Consider the following 17,115-nt stretch of genomic DNA (forward strand, 5'->3'; position numbering starts at 1 on the left):
CGTTTCCCCGGCCGTTCCGGGGCGGCGATTCTCCCCCGCCCGGCGCGCCCGGTCCCGGCACGGACCGTGGAAGTGACAGCTCACGGGCCGCGGGGTGACAGCTCGGGGGCCGCGGAAGTGACAGGCCGCGGGCCGCGGAGTGAAAGCTCACGGACCGCGGGCGTGGCAGGACAGGGCCCGTGGAAGTGACAGCTCACGGACTCTTACGCGGCGGGCGACCTCGCTCTACTCTGATCACTGCCCGGTAGTTACTGGTGAGTTAAACAACAAGCCGAAACCAAGCAGCCGCACGCAGTCGGACGCACGCACTGTCGCGGGCCCGGAGGATGTCGTGAGCGACACACAGACCCTGATCGAGAACCGGCCGCCCTCGGTGGCGAATCTGTTCCTGGAGCGCGTCGTCAAGACACCGGACGCCGAGGCGTACCGGTATCCCGTACCGGCCGCGTCCGGCACGGGACCCGATGAGTGGAAGTCCCTGACCTGGGGTGGGACCGCCGAGCGGGTGTTCGCCATCGCCGCCGGACTGGTCGATCTCGGGCTCCGGGCCGAGGACCGTGTCGCGCTGATGTCCGCCACCCGGGTCGAGTGGATCCTCACGGACCTGGCGATCCTGTGCGCGGGCGCCGCCACGACCACCGTCTATCCGCAGACCAACGCCGAGGAAGCCGCGTTCATCGTCGCGGACTCCGCGAGCAAGGTCCTCATCGCGGAGAACGCCGAACAGCTCGCCAAGGCCCGAACCCAGCGCGCCGCGCTGCCCGAGCTGGACCATGTCGTCCTCATCGACGCCGCCGGCCACCAGGCCGACCCCGGTGACCCGGAGGGCTGGATCCTCACCCTCGCCGAGCTGGAGGCCCGGGGCGCCGCCCTGCTGGAACGCGAGCCCGGTGTGGTCAAGGACCGGGTCGCCGCGATCACCGCCGACCAGCTCGCCACCCTCATCTACACCTCCGGCACCACCGGCCGCCCCAAGGGCGTACGGCTGCCGCACGACAACTGGTCGTACATGGCCAAGGCGATCGCGGCGACGGGTCTGATCGGCGCCGACGACGTGCAGTACCTGTGGCTGCCGCTCGCCCATGTCTTCGGCAAGGTGCTCACCTCCGGACAGATCGAGCTCGGGCACGTCACCGCCGTCGACGGCCGTATCGACAAGATCATCGAGAATCTGCCGGTGGTGCAGCCGACCTACATGGCGGCCGTACCCCGCATCTTCGAGAAGGTCTACAACGGCGTCGCCGCCAAGGCCCGCGCGGGCGGACCCGCCAAGTACAAGATCTTCCAGTGGGCCGCCGGGGTCTCCCGCGAGTACGCGCGGACCAGCCAGGACAGCTTCCGCCGCACCGGCCGCGCCGATGTCCCGTTCGGGCTGCGCTCCAAGCACAAGGTGGCCGACGCCCTCGTCTACAGCAAGCTCCGCGACGCGTTCGGCGGACGGCTGCGGGCCTGTATCTCCGGCTCTGCGGCCCTCTCCCCGGAGATCGGGTTCTTCTTCGCCGGGGCCGGGGTGCACATCCTGGAGGGCTATGGCCTCACCGAGTCGTCGGCGGCGTCGTTCGTCAACCCGGGCGAGGCGTACCGCACGGGCACGGTCGGCAAACCGCTGCCCGGTACCGAGGTGCGGATCGCCGAGGACGGCGAGGTGATGCTGCGCGGCCCCGGCATCATGCAGGGCTACCACGGACTGCCCGAGAAGACCGCCGAGGTGCTGGAGAGCGACGGCTGGCTGCACACCGGGGACATCGGGGAACTCTCCGAGGACGGCTATCTGCGGATCACCGACCGCAAGAAGGACCTCATCAAGACCTCGGGCGGCAAGTACGTCGCCCCGGCGGAGGTCGAGGGACTGTTCAAGGCGGTCTGCCCGTACGTCTCCAACATCGTCGTCCACGGCGCCGACCGGAACTTCTGCACCGCGCTGATCGCCCTGGACGAGCCCGCGATCCTCGGCTGGGCCGCGGAGAACGGCCTGGAGGGCAAGTCGTACGGCGAGGTGCTCGCCGCGCCGGAGACGAACGCGCTCGTCCAGGGCTATGTCACGGAGCTGAACCAGGGGCTCCAGCGCTGGCAGACCGTGAAGAAGTTCCGGCTCCTGCCGCGCGACCTCGATGTCGAGCACGGCGACCTCACCCCGAGCCTCAAGCTCAAGCGGCCGGCCGTGGAACGTGAGTTCAAGCACCTTCTCGACGAGATGTACACAGGGGCCAGGGAGGCCTGAGCGGACGCCGCGGCACCGGGCCCATGGGTCCGGGTACGCCGTTCTCCGTACCGGACCGGCCCGGTACGGAGCGGGTGTTCTCAGTCGCACGGCCAGTACACGTCCCCTGATCGGGACGGGGCACTTCGGTCACCCGGCGCGTACGGGTGCGCTCGGTCTGTCACTCTGTCCGTGTCGCCCGAGGCGTATTCGCCCGAAGTTCCCAGCAGTTGAGGAGTGGGGTCCGTTCCGATGCGACGGGAGAACACGGTCCGTGCCGGAGTACGCCGTGGCCGGGGGCGCCCACGGGCGCGCGTGGCGCGCACATCGCTGCCCGGGAACTCCGCGGCGCCCTCGGCCGCGCGGGTGTTCGCCCGCAGCGTCCTCGGGGAGTGGTCGCGCGGCGGCACGCCGGGCGCGCCGTCCGGCCGGGTACGGATACCCGAGCGGCTGATGCAGGACGCGACCCTCCTGGTCAGCGAACTGGTCACCAACGCCGTCGTCCACGCGGGCACGGACGTGGGACTGCTCTGCCGCTGGGAGGAACGGTCCGCCGACACGGAGGACGAGGGCGGGGACGGGGACGAGGGCGAGGGCGAAGGCGAGGAAGCGGACGAGGTCGGGGGCGGGGACGGTACCGAGGGCTCCGGGGGCTCCGGCGGCTCCGAGGGTTCTGACGGCTCCGCGGCGGACTCCGATGACATCGATGGCGCGGCGCACGGGCACGACGGGGACGCCGGCGGGCACGACCCCGGCGCACTGGTCATCGAGGTGTCCGACCAGCACCCCGCGCGCCCCATCAACGGCGCCCCCGCCGCCCGCAGCAGCGACGCCCCCGAGTACGGCCGGGGGCTGCAACTGGTCGCGCGGCTCGCCACCGCCTGGGGTGTCACCTACCGCTCCGGTACCAAGACCGTCTGGGCGCGGCTCCCCGCCCACCGCCCCGACCACCCCGCCGCCGGACCGGACGCCCGGCCCGACGAGGCGATGCCGGGGTACGAGGCCGTCGCCGGGTACGGCGTGATGGCGGGCTCCGAGCCCGGCGGGCCGCGCCCCACCGGACCCGGCTGGCCCGAACCGGGCGACGACACCGGGGGAGCGGCACCCGGGCACACCCCCGGACCGGCCGGACCGCTGCCCTCCGGCCCGGCGCCCGCCCTCCCGTCCCGTGTCCCCGACGGCACCGCCGCGTGCGCCCGGAGCGGCGAGGAGGGCAGCTGCGCGGAGGACGGTTCGTGCGGTCAGGGCGGCCAGGACTGGGTCAACCGGGGCGCGCTGTCCTTCCTCGCGGAAGCCTCCGAACTGCTCGCCGGACAGCTCGACGAGGACCTGGTCGCCGCCCTGGCCGGGCAGCTCCTCGTACCCCGGCTCGCGGAGTGGTGCGCGGTCTGGCTCAGCGACGAGGCCGACCGCTCCGGCTCCGACCCCGGCGCGGGTGCCACGACCGGCGGCGGCCCCCGGCTGGCCCGGGTGTGGCACGGCAGCGAGAACCGGATGGAGGAGCTGCGCCGCGTCCTGGAGAAGGAACCGCCTGTCCTCGGCGGGGACCCGGCCCGGTCCGGTCCGCTGCCCGTCCCCTGGCCCGGCGCGTCGTTCGGGGAGGCCGAGCCGACCGGCGCGGCCGTGGCGTTCCGGCTGGTCGCGGGCGGCCGTCCGCTGGGCGCCCTGCTGATCGGCCGGTCCGGGGCGACCCGGTTCCCCGACGAGGTGACCGGGCTGGTCGAGGACTTCTGCCGCCGGGTCGCGCTCGCGATCGGCGCGGCCCGTCAGTACGCCCGGCAGGCCACCATCAGCCGGGTCCTCCAGCGGGGGCTGCTGCCCAGCGCCGTCGCCGAGATCCCGGGCATGCGCAGCGCCCTCGTCTACGAGCCCCGGGAGCGGGGCGGCCCCGGCGGCGACTTCTACGACGTGTTCCCCGCCGGGGACGGCCGCTGGTGCTTCGCCCTCGGCGACGTCCAGGGCAAGGGCCCCGAGGCGGCCGTCGTCATCGGGCTGGCCCGGCCCTGGCTGCGGCTGCTCGCCCGCGAGGGGTACGCCGTCGGCGCGGTGCTGGACCGGCTCAACCAGCTGCTGCTCGACGACGCGACGGAGGCGGCGGACGCGGGGGCGCGGGCCCTCGCGGGTACGGGCGGCATCGGGATGCCGCCCGAGGGTTTCATGCCGCGGTTCCTGTCCGCGCTGTACGGGGAGCTCGTGCCCACCCCGCACGGTGTGCGGTGCACCCTCGCGTCGGCCGGACACCCGCTGCCGCTGGTGCTGCGGCCCGACGGGGAGGTGTCGGTGGTGTCCGGGCCCCAGGTGCTGCTCGGGGTGGTCGAGGACGCGACGTACTGGGCCGAGTCCTTCGATCTCGCGCCCGGCGACACGCTGCTCTGCGTCACGGACGGGGTCACGGAGCGGAGGTCCGGGCGGCGGCAGTTCGATGACGGTGAGGGGCTCGCCGTGGCGCTGTCCCACTGCGTGGGGCTTTCGGCGGAGGCGGTGGCGGAGCGGATCCGGGCGGAGGTCCACGGGTTCGCGGTCGAGCCGCCTGAGGACGACCTGGCGATCCTGGTCCTCCAGGCGACGTAGCCGTGCGGCCCGCCCCGGGTTTTCTGCGCGGGTCGCCTTAGCTTGCGCTTCCCAGGTCTGTCCGGCGGGGCGCACTTCGTTCCTGTGCCGTCGTTCGTGGGTTTTGCGCAGTTCCCCGCGCCCCTATCGGGGCGCCATCTGCCGGTCCTTCGGGTCGGGGCCGGTCGGGATTCTCCGTCCTCGATCCGACGCGCTCGGTACGACGTCCAGCGGAGCTACTGAAGAGCATCGGAGTCTGCGGGCAGAGATTCCCGCCCACCCCCTTCGGTAGTCGGGCGGGTGCGCGGGGAGGAGGGTGAAAGACAACCTCAGGAGGCTGAGGCGCCCCAAAGGGGCGCGGGGAACTGCGCAAAGACGAGGGCGACCCGCACCCGAGGTACAACGGATCGGGGCAGCATCCAGGGGCGCGGGGAACCGCGCGGGCCGCCGGGTGCCCGTATCGACGTGAGAACGCTCACCTGGGGTGGTCCGGAGGGGCGGGGGGAGGTGGGCCCGGGGGGACAATGGGGGTATGCCTTCCGTACTCCCCGAGGGGGAACCCGTGCCCGAGAGCGGCGTGCTGCCCCCCGCCGCGCTCGAAGGCGCGGACACCCGGCCCCTCGGGTTCTACCTCCACGTCCCCTACTGCGCGACCCGCTGCGGTTACTGCGACTTCAACACGTACACCGCCACCGAACTGCGCGGCACGGGCGGCGTCCTCGCGTCCCGTGACAACTACGCGGCGACCCTTGTCGACGAGGTCCGCCTCGCCCGCAAGGTGCTCGGGGACGACACCCGTCCGGTCCGGACCGTCTTCGTCGGCGGGGGCACGCCCACCCTGCTGCCCGCCGACGACCTGGTGCGGATGCTCGCCGCGGTCCGTGACGAGTTCGGGCTGGCGCCCGACGCGGAGATCACCACGGAGGCCAACCCCGAGTCCGTCGACCCGGCGTATCTGACCGCCCTGCGCGAGGGCGGCTTCAACCGGGTGTCGTTCGGGATGCAGAGCGCCCGCCCGCACGTCCTGAAGATCCTCGACCGCACCCACACCCCCGGCCGCCCCGAGGCGTGTGTCGCGGAGGCGCGGGCCGCCGGGTTCGAGCACGTCAACCTGGATCTGATCTACGGCACCCCCGGTGAGTCCGACGACGACTGGCGGGCCTCCCTCGACGCGGCGATCGGCGCCGCGCCGGACCATGTGTCGGCGTACGCGCTGATCGTGGAGGACGGCACCCGGCTGGCCCGCCAGATCCGCCGCGGGGAGATCCCCATGACCGACGACGACGTCCACGCCGACCGCTATCTCATCGCCGACGAGACCTTCGCCGCCGCCGGGTACGACTGGTACGAGGTGTCGAACTGGGCGAACTCGCCCGGCGGCCGCTGTCTGCACAACGAGCTGTACTGGCGGGGCGCCGACTGGTGGGGCGCGGGACCCGGTGCGCACAGCCATGTGGGCGGGGTGCGCTGGTGGAACGTCAAGCACCCCGGCGCGTACGCCGCCGCCCTCGCGGAGGGGCGTTCGCCCGGGGCGGGACGCGAGCTGCTGTCCGACGAGGACCGCCGGGTGGAGCGTGTGCTGCTGGAGCTGCGGCTGCGGGACGGCTGCCCGCTGGACCTGCTGCGTCCGGCGGGCCTCGAAGCGGCGGGGCGCGCGCTCGGGGACGGGCTCCTGGAGCGCGCGCCCTTCGAGCGGGGGCTGGCGGTGCTGACCCTGCGGGGACGGCTGCTGGCGGACGCGGTGGTCCGGGACCTGGTCGACTGACCCGCCGCCGGGGCCGTCAGCTCGTGCCGACCGTCACATGGTCGATCAGATGCTCCACCGGGCCCAGCAGCTCGGGTTCCAGGTCCTTGTACGTACGGACCCGGGACAGGATGTGCTGCCAGGCCGCGCCCGTGTTCGCGGGCCAGCCGAGGGCCGCGCACACGCCCGTCTTCCAGTCCTGTCCGCGCGGGACCTGCGGCCAGGCGCGGATACCGACGGACGCGGGCTTCACCGCCTGCCACACATCGATGTACGGATGCCCGACGACCAGGGTGTGCGGGTCGGTCACGGAGGCCGCGATACGGGACTCCTTGCTGCCCGGGACCAGATGGTCGACCAGGACGCCGAGACGGGCGTCGGGGCCCGGGCCGAATTCCGCGACGATCGCCGGGAGGTCGTCCACGCCCTCCAGGTACTCCACGACCACGCCCTCGATACGGAGGTCGTCGCCCCAGACCCGTTCGACGAGTTCCGCGTCGTGGCGGCCCTCGACGTAGATGCGGCCCGCGCGGGCGACCCGGGCCCGGGTGCCGGGGACGGCGACGGAGCCGGACGCGGTACGCGCCGGCCGACGGGGCCCACCGGCCGGGGGGCGGGTCAGGGTCACCGGCCTGCCGTCCAGCAGGAAGCCCCGGGGTTCCAGGGGGAAGACCCGGAGCTTGCCGAAGCGGTCCTCCAGGGTGACGGTGCCGGCCTCCACGCGGGTGACCGCGCCGCAGAAGCCCGTGGTCGCCTCCTCCACGACAAGGCCCGCCTCCGCGACGACCTCGGCGATCGGCCCCTTCTTCTTCCAGGGCGGTGTCAGATCCGGAGAGTACTGGCGCATCCCCCGACGATAGTTCCCCACTCGCGACAGACACCCGTTCCCGGGGTCCCGTCTGCCCGCACCCGGGAGCCGGCCTCAAGGGTCGCCCCAAAGGGGCGCGAGGAACCGCGCACCCCCGGACGACGGCACAGAAACAAGTACGGCCACCCGGCCAGACCTCAGGGGCGCGAGGAACCGCGCACCCCCGGACGACGGCACAGGAACAGGTACGCCCACCCGGCCAGACCTCAGGGGCGCGAGGAACCGCGCACCCCCGGACGACCCGCACAGGAACAGGTACGCCCACCCGGACAGACCTCGAACCACCTGTACAGGAACAAGTGCGCCCGGCACAGCGAACCCAAAAGCCAGCGCACCGATTCAGCGGAGACGCCCCAGCACCACCCGCTGCTCCCGCAAGAACCCCGCGTCGACCACCGCCCCGTGCCCCGGCACGTACACCGCCCCCGCGCCCCCGAGCCCCAGCAGCCGGTCCACCGCGAAAGGCCAGCGCAGCGCCTCCGCGTCGGGGCCCGCCTGCGGTTCCCCGGACTCCTCCACGAGATCACCGCAGAACACGACCGCGGGTTCCCCGGGCACCAGCACCGCGAGATCGTTGCGGGTGTGTCCGGGGCCCACGTCCGCGAGGACGACCACGAGCCCCCCGAGATCCAGCGACAGCGACCCCGTCACCTCCACCCCGGGCGAGGCCAGCGCCTCCGCGGCCCGCGCGGCGTCGTCCGGCGCGACCCCGTGCCGTACCGCGTCCGCCCGCAGCTCCTCGCGCCCCGCGGTCAGCACCGCCCCGATCCCCGCCGCCCCGTACACCCGCGCGGTGCCGAAGACGGACGCCCCCATCACATGGTCGAAGTGCGCGTGCGTCAGCGCGACATGGGTGACCTCGCGGACACGCCCGGGTCCGCCCCGCAGCAGCCGCCGGGTCTGCTCCCGCAGCTCGGCCCCCTCCCGCAGGGTCGACCCCGCGTCGACCAGCAGGGCCGCACGGTCGCCCACGACCAGCCCGACCGTGCAGTCCCAGCCCGGCAGCCGCCGCCGCCCCGCCCGGGGAGCCAGCCGTTCCCAGCCCTCCGCCGCCCAGTCGGTCTCTTCCGTTCTCCGCATACCGTGACGCTAGGTCATCCCCGCAGGACGCACGACGGCACCCGTCCTGAGCCTCGTGTGCCCCGGCCTTGCTACGTGCGCACCCACCGGCCGTACACTGGGCCGGGGAACTCTGGCACTCGACCGTCATGAGTGCCAAGCAGTGGAAAGAGCTGGGGCAGGCGAAGCGGGAGGTGTGCGCGATGCTCAGTGAACGCAGGCTGGAAGTGCTGCGCGCCATCGTCCAGGACTACGTCGGTACGGAGGAGCCCGTCGGCTCCAAGGCGCTGACCGAGCGGCACAGTCTCGGTGTCTCCCCGGCGACCGTCCGCAACGACATGGCGGCGCTGGAGGAGGAGGGGTTCATCGCCCAGCCGCACACCAGCGCGGGGCGTATCCCCACCGACAAGGGGTATCGCCTGTTCGTGGACAAGCTGGCGGGGGTCAAACCGATGACGGCGCCCGAGCGGCGCGCCATCCAGAACTTCCTCGACGGCGCGGTCGACCTCGACGACGTGGTCGGCCGTACGGTGCGGCTGCTGGCGCAGCTCACCCGGCAGGTCGCCGTCGTGCAGTACCCGTCGCTGACCCGTTCGACCGTGCGGCACGTGGAACTGCTGTCGCTGTCGCCCGCGCGCGTGATGCTCGTCCTGATCACGGACACGGGCCGGGTCGAGCAGCGGCTGGTCGACTGCCCGGCGCCCTTCGGGGAGAGCTCGGTCGCGGATCTGCGGGCCCGGCTCAACAGCAGGGTCGCCGGCCGCCGCTTCGCGGACGTCCCGCAGCTCGTGCAGGACCTCCCCGATGTCTTCGAGAACGAGGACAGGGGTACCGTCTCGACTGTCCTCTCCACCCTGCTGGAGACCTTGGTCGAGGAGATCGAGGAGCGGCTGATGATCGGCGGAACCGCCAATCTGACCCGCTTCGGACATGACTTTCCTCTCGTGATCCGGCCCGTCCTGGAGGCCCTTGAGGAGCAGGTCGTGCTCCTCAAACTCCTTGGTGAGGCGAAGGATTCGGGCATGACCGTACGGATCGGTCATGAGAACGCCCACGAGGGGCTCAACTCCACGTCCGTCGTGTCGGTGGGCTACGGTTCGGGCGGCGAGGCAGTCGCCAAGCTCGGCGTGGTCGGCCCGACCCGCATGGACTACCCGGGAACGATGGGAGCAGTACGCGCAGTGGCACGTTACGTCGGACAGATCCTGGCGGAGTCGTAAGTGGCCACGGACTACTACGCCGTACTCGGCGTACGCCGCGACGCATCCCAGGACGAGATCAAGAAGGCGTTCCGCAGACTCGCACGCGAGCTGCATCCGGACGTCAACCCCGATCCGAAGACCCAGGAGCGGTTCAAGGAGATCAACGCCGCCTACGAGGTGCTGTCGGACCCGCAGAAGAAGCAGGTCTACGACCTCGGCGGCGACCCGCTGTCCGCGTCGGGCGGTGCGGGGGCCGGTGGCTTCGGCGCCGGTGGCTTCGGCAACTTCTCCGACATCATGGACGCCTTCTTCGGCACGGCGTCGCAGCGCGGTCCGCGCTCGCGGACCCGCCGTGGCCAGGACGCGATGATCCGGCTGGAGATCGAGCTGGACGAGGCGGCCTTCGGGACCACCAAGGACCTCCAGGTCGACACGGCCGTCGTCTGCGGCACCTGTAGCGGCGAGGGCGCGGCTCCGGGCACCAGCGCGCAGACCTGTGACATGTGCCGGGGCCGGGGTGAGGTCTCCCAGGTGACCCGCTCGTTCCTCGGCCAGGTCATGACCTCGCGCCCGTGCCCCCAGTGCCAGGGCTTCGGCACGGTCGTGCCGACGCCGTGCCCCGAGTGCGCGGGCGACGGCCGGGTCCGGTCCCGTCGCACCCTGACGGTGAAGATCCCGGCGGGCGTCGACAACGGCACCCGTATCCAGCTCGCGGGCGAGGGCGAGGTCGGCCCCGGCGGTGGCCCCGCCGGTGACCTCTATGTCGAGATCCATGAGCTGCCGCACGCGGTGTTCCAGCGTCGCGGGGACGATCTGCACTGCACGGTCACCCTCCCGATGACAGCTGCCACGCTCGGTACGAAGGTGCCGCTGGAGACGCTGGACGGGATGGAGGAGATCGACATCCGGCCCGGGACCCAGTCCGGGCAGTCGATCCCGCTGCACGGCCGGGGTGTCACGCATCTGCGGGGCGGCGGCCGGGGCGATCTCGTCGTCCATGTCGAGGTGCAGACCCCGTCGAAGCTGGACCCCGAGCAGGAACGCCTGGTGCGGGAGCTGGCCAAGCTGCGCGGCGAGGAGCGGCCGACCGGTCAGTTCCAGCCAGGTCAGCAGGGCTTGTTCTCCCGGTTGAAGGACGCGTTCAACGGTCGCTGAGCCGTCGTCCGGCGCCGCGTCGCTGGTACGTGGACGCGGCGCCGGACATCTGTCCGTGACGCGTCGGCGCGCGGCGGTCTGGACCGGCGCCGAACCGGTTCCCGAGCGGTTCCCGAGCGGTGTCCCGGGGGTGGCTTGTCCCCGCCCCCGGCCCTACGGTGCGTACTCGGCCACCCATACTCGTAGAACCGTCAATTACCGCCCTGACCAGCGGAAACAGTGGTCTTTAGAGGGGCTGTCAGTACGCTCTCGCGGCTGAATATGCCAGGCACACGGCTGGATTCGGACTTGCGCGGGCGACGTGACAACATGCCGTCATGTCCTCCGCACTGACCGATCTCCTCCCTCGTCCGATCGTGCAGGCCCCGATGGCGGGCGGTGTGTCCCGGCCTCTGCTCGCCGCCGCCGTGTCCGACGCGGGCGGGCTGGGATTCCTCGCCGCCGGGTACAAGACCGCCGACGGGATGTACCAGGAGATCAAGGAACTGCGGAGTCTGACCGCCCGGCCGTTCGGCGTCAATGTCTTCATGCCCCAGCCCGAGTACGCCGACCCGGCCGTCGTCGCCGTGTACGGCCATCAGCTCGCGGGCGAGTCCGCCTGGTACGACACCGAGCTGGGTGACCCCGACCACGGCCGCGACGACGGGTACGACGCGAAGCTCGCGATCCTCGTGGACGACCCCGTCCCCGTCGTCTCGTTCCACTTCGGCTGTCCGATCCCCGGGGTCCTCGACTCGCTGCGCAAGGTCGGCACCGTCACCCTCGTCACCGCCACCACCCCCGAGGAGGCGCTGGCCGTGGAACGGGCGGGCGCCGACGGGGTGATCGTCCAAGGCATCGAGGCGGGCGGCCACCAGGGCACCCACCGGGACACCACCGAACACGACGGCACCGGCATCGGGCTCCTCACCCTTGTCGCCCGGGTCCGGGAGGCCGTGGAACTGCCGGTCGTCGCGACCGGGGGACTGATGCGCGGCAGCCAGATCGCCGCCGTCCTCGCCGCCGGGGCCGACGCCGCGCAGCTCGGCACCGCCTTCCTCCCCACCCCCGAGTCCGGCGCCCATCTGCTGCACAAGCACGCCCTCACCGACCCGCTGTACGCGCGCACCGAACTCACCCGCGCCTTCACCGGCCGCCCCGCCCGCGGCCTGGTCAACCGCTTCCTGCGCGAGCACGGCCCGTACGCCCCCGCCGCGTACCCGCAGGTCCACCACCTCACCGCCGGACTGCGCAAGGCCGCCGCGCGGGCCGCCGACCCGCAGGGCATGGCCCTGTGGGCCGGACAGGGCCACCGGCTCGCCCGCGAGATGCCTGCCGGACAGCTCATGGACGTCCTGTACGACGAACTCGCCGACGCCGCCGAGACCCTGGCCTTCGGGAGGGCTTCATGACCGCACCCGTCTTCGTCGTCGACGACCTCGCGAGCGTCAGGTCCGGGCCCGGCGGACGCTTCGTCCTCGACGGTCCGGAAGGGCGGCACGCCGTGTCCGTCAAGCGGCTGCGTGCCGGCGAGGACGTCGTCCTCACGGACGGGCGGGGCGCCTGGGCCGACTGCGTCGTCCTCGCCACCGAGGGCAAGGACCGGCTCGTCGTCCAGCTCGACTCGGTCAGCGAGGAACCCGCCGAGACGCCCCGGATCACCGTCGTCCAGGCGCTGCCCAAGGGCGACCGCGGGGAACTCGCCGTCGAGACCATGACCGAGACCGGTGTCGACGCGATCGTGCCGTGGGCCGCGTCCCGGTGCGTCACGCAGTGGCGCGGCGACCGGGGCGCGAAGGCCCTCGCGAAGTGGCAGGCCACCGCCCGGGAGGCCGGGAAGCAGTCCCGCCGGGTGCGGTTCCCCGAGGTGTCCGACCTCATGACCACGAAGCAGGTCGCGGGGCTGCTGGCCGGCGCGGATCTCGCGGCGGTCCTGCACGAGGACCGCGAGCACGGGAGCGTGCCGCTCGCGACGGCCGAACTCCCCGTGGACGGGGGGATCGTGCTCGTCGTGGGGCCCGAGGGGGGTGTCTCGCCGGAGGAGCTCGCGGTGTTCGCGGGGGCCGGGGCGGGGACGTACCGGCTGGGGCCGAGCGTGCTGCGGACGTCCACGGCGGGGACGGCCGCGACGGCACTGGTCCTCGGCCGGACGGGCCGCTGGTCCTGACCCCTACGGCCCGCCGCGTTTCCTGGATCGCACCCGCGCGCCCCTTGGGTCACCCCACCTGGACGGACTTGTCCCTGTGCGGGCGGTTCGTGGGTGCGCGGTTCCTCGCGCCCCTGAGGTCTGCCCGGCTGGGCGTGGTCGCTCCCGTGCGGGTCGCTCGTGGGTTCGCGCAGTTCCCCGCGCCCCTTGGGCCTGTGCCTCCGTCGTTGTCAGACTGCGGCAGCACCCGCCCCAAAGGGGCGCGGGGAACTGCGCACCCCGGACGTACCCGCACGGGAACAAGTAGGTCCAGGGGGACGAACCTCAGGGGCGCGGGGAACTGCGCACCCCGGACGTACCGCACGGGGACAAGTAGGTCCAGCGGGACGAACCTAAGGGGCGCGGGGAACTGCGCGAACCCCTGAACCACCCCGCACCGGAGCCCGCACCGGAACCCGCACCGGAGCCCGTACGGGCAACCCCGGGGACCCGGGGACGTGGGGTGACGGGCGGTGAGGTGATCGAAACCGCTGACCGGCGGAGCCACCGCTGCCTAGGGTGATCGGGTGACTCAGTCTGCGTACTTCCGGTACCCCCATGTCCACGGCGAGTTGATCGCCTTCACGGCAGAGGACGACGTCTGGATCGCGCCACTCGACGGCGGCCGCGCATGGCGGGTCAGCGCCGACAACGTGCCCGTCAGCCACCCCCGTATCTCCCCGGACGGCACCACCGTCGCCTGGACCTCGACCCGCGACGGCGCCCCCGAGATCCACGTGGCCCCCGTGGACGGCGGCCCCTCCCGGCGGCTCACCCACTGGGGCGGCCCCCGCACCACCGTCCGCGGCTGGACCCCCGACGGCCGGGTCCTCGCACTCGGCGCCCACGACCAGGCGAGCACCCGCCGTTCCTGGGCCCGCGCGGTCCCCCTCGACGGCGGCCCCGCCGAGACCCTGCCCTACGGACCCGTCGGCGACGCCGTGTTCGGCCCCGGCGGACGGACCGTCCTGCTCTCCGCGCCGATGGGCCGCGAGGCCGCCTGGTGGAAGCGCTACCGGGGCGGCACCGCGGGCAAACTCTGGATCGACCGCGACGGCGACGGGGAGTTCGTCCGGTTCCACGAGGACCTCGACGGCAACATCGAGTACCCGCTCCAGGTCGGTGAGCGCGTCGCGTTCCTCTCCGACCACGAGGGCGTCGGCGCGCTCTACTCGTCCCTCGCGGACGGGACGGACCTGCGCCGCCACACCCCCGTCGACGGCTTCTACGCCCGCCACGCGGCCACCGACGGCACCCGCGTCATCTACACCAGCGCCGGTCAACTCCTGCTCCTGGAAAGCCTGGACAGCCTGGACAGCCTGGACAGCCTGGACGACGTGAACGGCCCGGCGGGCTCCGACCGCCCGACCACCGGCCCCCGCCCCCTGACCGTCCGTCTCGGCGGCCAGCGCACCGACCTTCAGCCGCATCCCGTCAGCGCCGCCCGCTGGTTCGGCGCCGCCGCCCCCGACCACACCGGACGCGGCAGCGCGCTCGCCGTCCGGGGCGCGGTGCACTGGGTCACCCACCGCGAGGGCCCCGCCCGCGCCCTCGCCGCCGAGCCCGGGGTACGGGCGCGGCTGCCCCGGACCTTCCGGGTGGCGGGGGAGGAGCATGTCGTCTGGGTCACCGACGCGGAGGGCGAGGACGCGCTGGAGTTCATCCCCGCGACCGGCACCCCGAGCGCCACCGGTACCCCGGACGCCACGGGCACCCAGAGCGCCACCGGCACCCCGAGCGCTCCGGACGCCACCGGCACCCCGAGCGCCACCGGAGCCTCCGCCGACGCCCAGAACGGCACCGGCACCGGCACTCCGAACGGGGACGCCACCCCGAACACCACCGGCACCCCGGACGCCGACGCCACCCTTCCGGACAAGGCCCCCGGCGCCACGGCCGACGCGACCCCCCAGACCACCCAGACCACCCCGACCCCCGACAAGACCACCACCACCTCGGGCCCGGCGACCACCCCCGACCCGCCCACGGAGGACACCACCTCCCCGGCGCGGGCGGCCCCCCGGCGAATCGCGCGCGGCCAGCTCGGCCGTGTGGTCGGACTGGCGATGGCCCCCGACGGCGGACGGGCCGCCGTCGCCGCGCACGACGGACGCGTCCTCCTCGTCGAACGGACCACCGGCGACGTCCGCGAGATCGACAGCAGCGAGTACGGCGACGCCTCCGGACTGACCTTCTCCCCGGACTCCGCCTGGCTCGCCTGGTCGCACCCCGGACCGGGCCCGCTGCGCCAGCTCAAACTCGCGCACACCGCCGACGGCACCGTCACCGAGGCGACCCCGCTGCGCTTCCAGGACCACTCGCCCGCCTTCACCGCCGACGGCAGACACCTCGCGTTCCTCTCCGCCCGCGCCTTCGACCCCGTCTACGACGAGCATGTCTTCGACCTCGCGTTCGTGGAGAGCGCCCGGCCGCATCTGATCACCCTCGCCGCGACCACCCCGTCCCCCTTCGGACCCCAGCGCCACGGCCGCCCGTTCGAGACCCCCGACAAGGACGAGACCCCCGACAGCGAGGGCGCCCCCGCCACCCGTATCGACCTCGAAGGGCTCGCCGACCGCATCGTGCCGTTCCCCGTGGAGGCCGGCCGCTACTCCACCCTGCGGGCCGCGAAGGACGGCGTGCTGTGGCTGCGGCACCCGGTCGTCGGTGTCCTCGGCGCCACCCGCGCCACCCCCGACGACGCGGAACCCAAGACCGAGCTGGAACGTTACGACCTGGTCCAGCGACGGGTGGAGCATCTGGCGGGCGACGCCGACCACTACGCCGTCAGCGGCGACGGCAAACGCGTCCTGCTGTGGACCGACGGCAAACTCAAGGTCGTCCCCAGCGACCGGCGCGCACCCGCCGACGAGGACGGCGACAGCAATCTCACCGTCGACCTCTCCCGCGTCCGCCAGCAGATCGACCCGGCCGCCGAATGGCGGCAGATGTACGCGGAGGCCGGACGGCTGATGCGCGACAACTTCTGGCGCCCCGACCTCGGCGGCGTCGACTGGGACGGCGTCCTCGACCGCTACCGACCCGTCCTCGACCGGATCGCCACCCACGACGACCTCGTCGACCTGCTGTGGGAGGTCCAGGGCGAACTCGGCACCTCCCACGCGTACGTCATCCCCAGCGGCGGCGGCTGGGGCTCGTCCGACTCCCAGGGGCTCCTCGGCGCCGACCTCACCCGGCACGCCGACGGCCGCTGGCGGATCGACCGCGTCCTGCCGTCCGAGACCTCCGACCCCCGGGCCCGTTCCCCGCTCGCCGCGCCCGGCGTCGCGGTCCGCGTGGGCGACGCCGTCGTCGCGGTCGGCGGACGCCCCGTCGACCCGGTCACCGGCCCCGCCCCCCTGCTCGCCGGGACGGCGGGCAAACCCGTCGAACTGACCGTCCTGCCCGGCGCGGGCGGCGAGCCCCGGCATGTCGTCGTCGTCCCGCTGGACGACGAGGAACCCCTGCGCTACCACGCCTGGGTCACCGACCGGCGCGCCCATGTCACCACGCTGTCCGGGGGGCGCCTCGGCTACCTCCACGTCCCCGACATGATGGCGCCCGGCTGGGCCCAGATCCACCGCGATCTGCGGGTCGAGGTCACCCGCGAGGGCCTGATCGTCGACGTCCGGGAGAACCGGGGCGGCCACACCTCGCAGCTCGTCGTGGAGAAACTCGCCCGCCGGATCGTCGGCTGGGACCTGCCGCGCGGCCAGGCCCCGACCAGCTATCCGCAGGACGCGCCACGCGGCCCGGTCGTCGCCGTCGCCAACGAGTTCTCCGGCTCCGACGGCGACATCGTCAACGCCGCCATCAAGGCCCTCGGCATCGGCCCCGTCGTCGGCACCCGGACCTGGGGCGGTGTCGTCGGCATCGACAGCCGCTACCGCCTGGTCGACGGCACCCTCGTCACCCAGCCGAAGTACGCGTTCTGGCTGGACGGATACGGCTGGGAGGTGGAGAACCACGGCGTCGACCCGGACGTCGAGGTCGCCCAGACCCCGCAGGACCACGCGGCCGGACGGGACCCCCAACTGGACGAGGCCGTCCGTATCGCCCTCGCGTCCCTCGCGGAACGCCCGGCCCGCACCCCGCCGCAGCTCCCCTGACCGGATGGCCACGGGCGCGGTTGCCCTGACCCCGCCCTGACCACCGGTCCGGTTCATCCGACCC

Annotated in this window: 10 protein-coding genes; 8 read left to right on the forward strand and 2 right to left on the reverse strand. The window is 73.2% G+C overall.

The features are described from left to right. Nucleotides 1–331 precede the first annotated feature (331 nt). The 3 genes from OG711_RS26710 to hemW all read left to right on the forward strand — a co-directional run bounded on the left by OG711_RS26710 (nucleotide 332) and on the right by hemW (nucleotide 6,515). Nucleotides 332–2,221, forward strand: coding sequence for an AMP-dependent synthetase/ligase (locus OG711_RS26710; protein ID WP_266515440.1), 1,890 nt, complete (start codon nucleotides 332–334; stop codon nucleotides 2,219–2,221). Nucleotides 2,222–2,515: 294 nt separating this feature from the next. Beyond that, entirely contained in the window at nucleotides 2,516–4,771 is a 2,256-nt protein-coding gene (locus OG711_RS26715; RefSeq protein WP_329560897.1) for a SpoIIE family protein phosphatase, read from the forward strand. Between the two features lie 511 nt (nucleotides 4,772–5,282). Beyond that, a complete protein-coding gene (hemW, locus tag OG711_RS26720) occupies nucleotides 5,283–6,515 on the forward strand; it encodes a radical SAM family heme chaperone HemW (RefSeq protein WP_073793672.1) in 1,233 nt (410 codons plus the stop codon). A gap of 16 nt (nucleotides 6,516–6,531) precedes the next feature. Here hemW and OG711_RS26725 read toward each other — a convergent pair whose 3' ends face one another. Together OG711_RS26725 and OG711_RS26730 are read right to left on the reverse strand one after the other, a co-directional pair. Then, complete coding sequence (locus tag OG711_RS26725; protein ID WP_329560900.1) at nucleotides 6,532–7,341, reverse strand: DUF3097 domain-containing protein; 810 nt, start codon at nucleotides 7,339–7,341, stop codon at nucleotides 6,532–6,534. Between the two features lie 360 nt (nucleotides 7,342–7,701). Further along, nucleotides 7,702–8,442: an MBL fold metallo-hydrolase gene (locus tag OG711_RS26730; protein ID WP_329560902.1), complete on the reverse strand. Its 741-nt coding sequence runs from the start codon at nucleotides 8,440–8,442 to the stop codon at nucleotides 7,702–7,704. 182 nt (nucleotides 8,443–8,624) lie between these two features. Between OG711_RS26730 and hrcA the strand changes: the two genes are divergently transcribed. The 5 genes from hrcA to OG711_RS26755 all read left to right on the forward strand — a co-directional run bounded on the left by hrcA (nucleotide 8,625) and on the right by OG711_RS26755 (nucleotide 17,051). Then, on the forward strand, nucleotides 8,625–9,641 hold the full coding sequence (gene hrcA / locus OG711_RS26735) for a heat-inducible transcriptional repressor HrcA (protein WP_073794294.1): 1,017 nt from the start codon (nucleotides 8,625–8,627) through the stop codon (nucleotides 9,639–9,641). After that, nucleotides 9,642–10,778 carry a molecular chaperone DnaJ gene (gene dnaJ / locus OG711_RS26740; protein WP_073793669.1) on the forward strand — a complete coding sequence of 379 codons (1,137 nt, stop codon included), beginning with the start codon at nucleotides 9,642–9,644 and terminating at the stop codon, nucleotides 10,776–10,778. A gap of 317 nt (nucleotides 10,779–11,095) precedes the next feature. Further along, nucleotides 11,096–12,169, forward strand: coding sequence for a nitronate monooxygenase (locus tag OG711_RS26745; RefSeq protein ID WP_329560906.1), 1,074 nt, complete (start codon nucleotides 11,096–11,098; stop codon nucleotides 12,167–12,169). Next, nucleotides 12,166–12,924, forward strand: coding sequence for a 16S rRNA (uracil(1498)-N(3))-methyltransferase (locus tag OG711_RS26750; protein WP_329560908.1), 759 nt, complete (start codon nucleotides 12,166–12,168; stop codon nucleotides 12,922–12,924). Before OG711_RS26745 ends, OG711_RS26750 begins: the two co-directional genes overlap by 4 nt. A 545-nt stretch (nucleotides 12,925–13,469) precedes the next feature. After that, nucleotides 13,470–17,051 (forward strand): S41 family peptidase, encoded by a 3,582-nt coding sequence (locus OG711_RS26755; protein ID WP_329560910.1) that lies wholly within the window; start codon nucleotides 13,470–13,472, stop codon nucleotides 17,049–17,051. The last annotated feature ends 64 nt before the right edge of the window (nucleotides 17,052–17,115 follow it).

Source organism: Streptomyces uncialis (assembly GCF_036250755.1).
Taxonomy (GTDB): Bacteria; Actinomycetota; Actinomycetes; order Streptomycetales; family Streptomycetaceae; genus Streptomyces; species Streptomyces uncialis.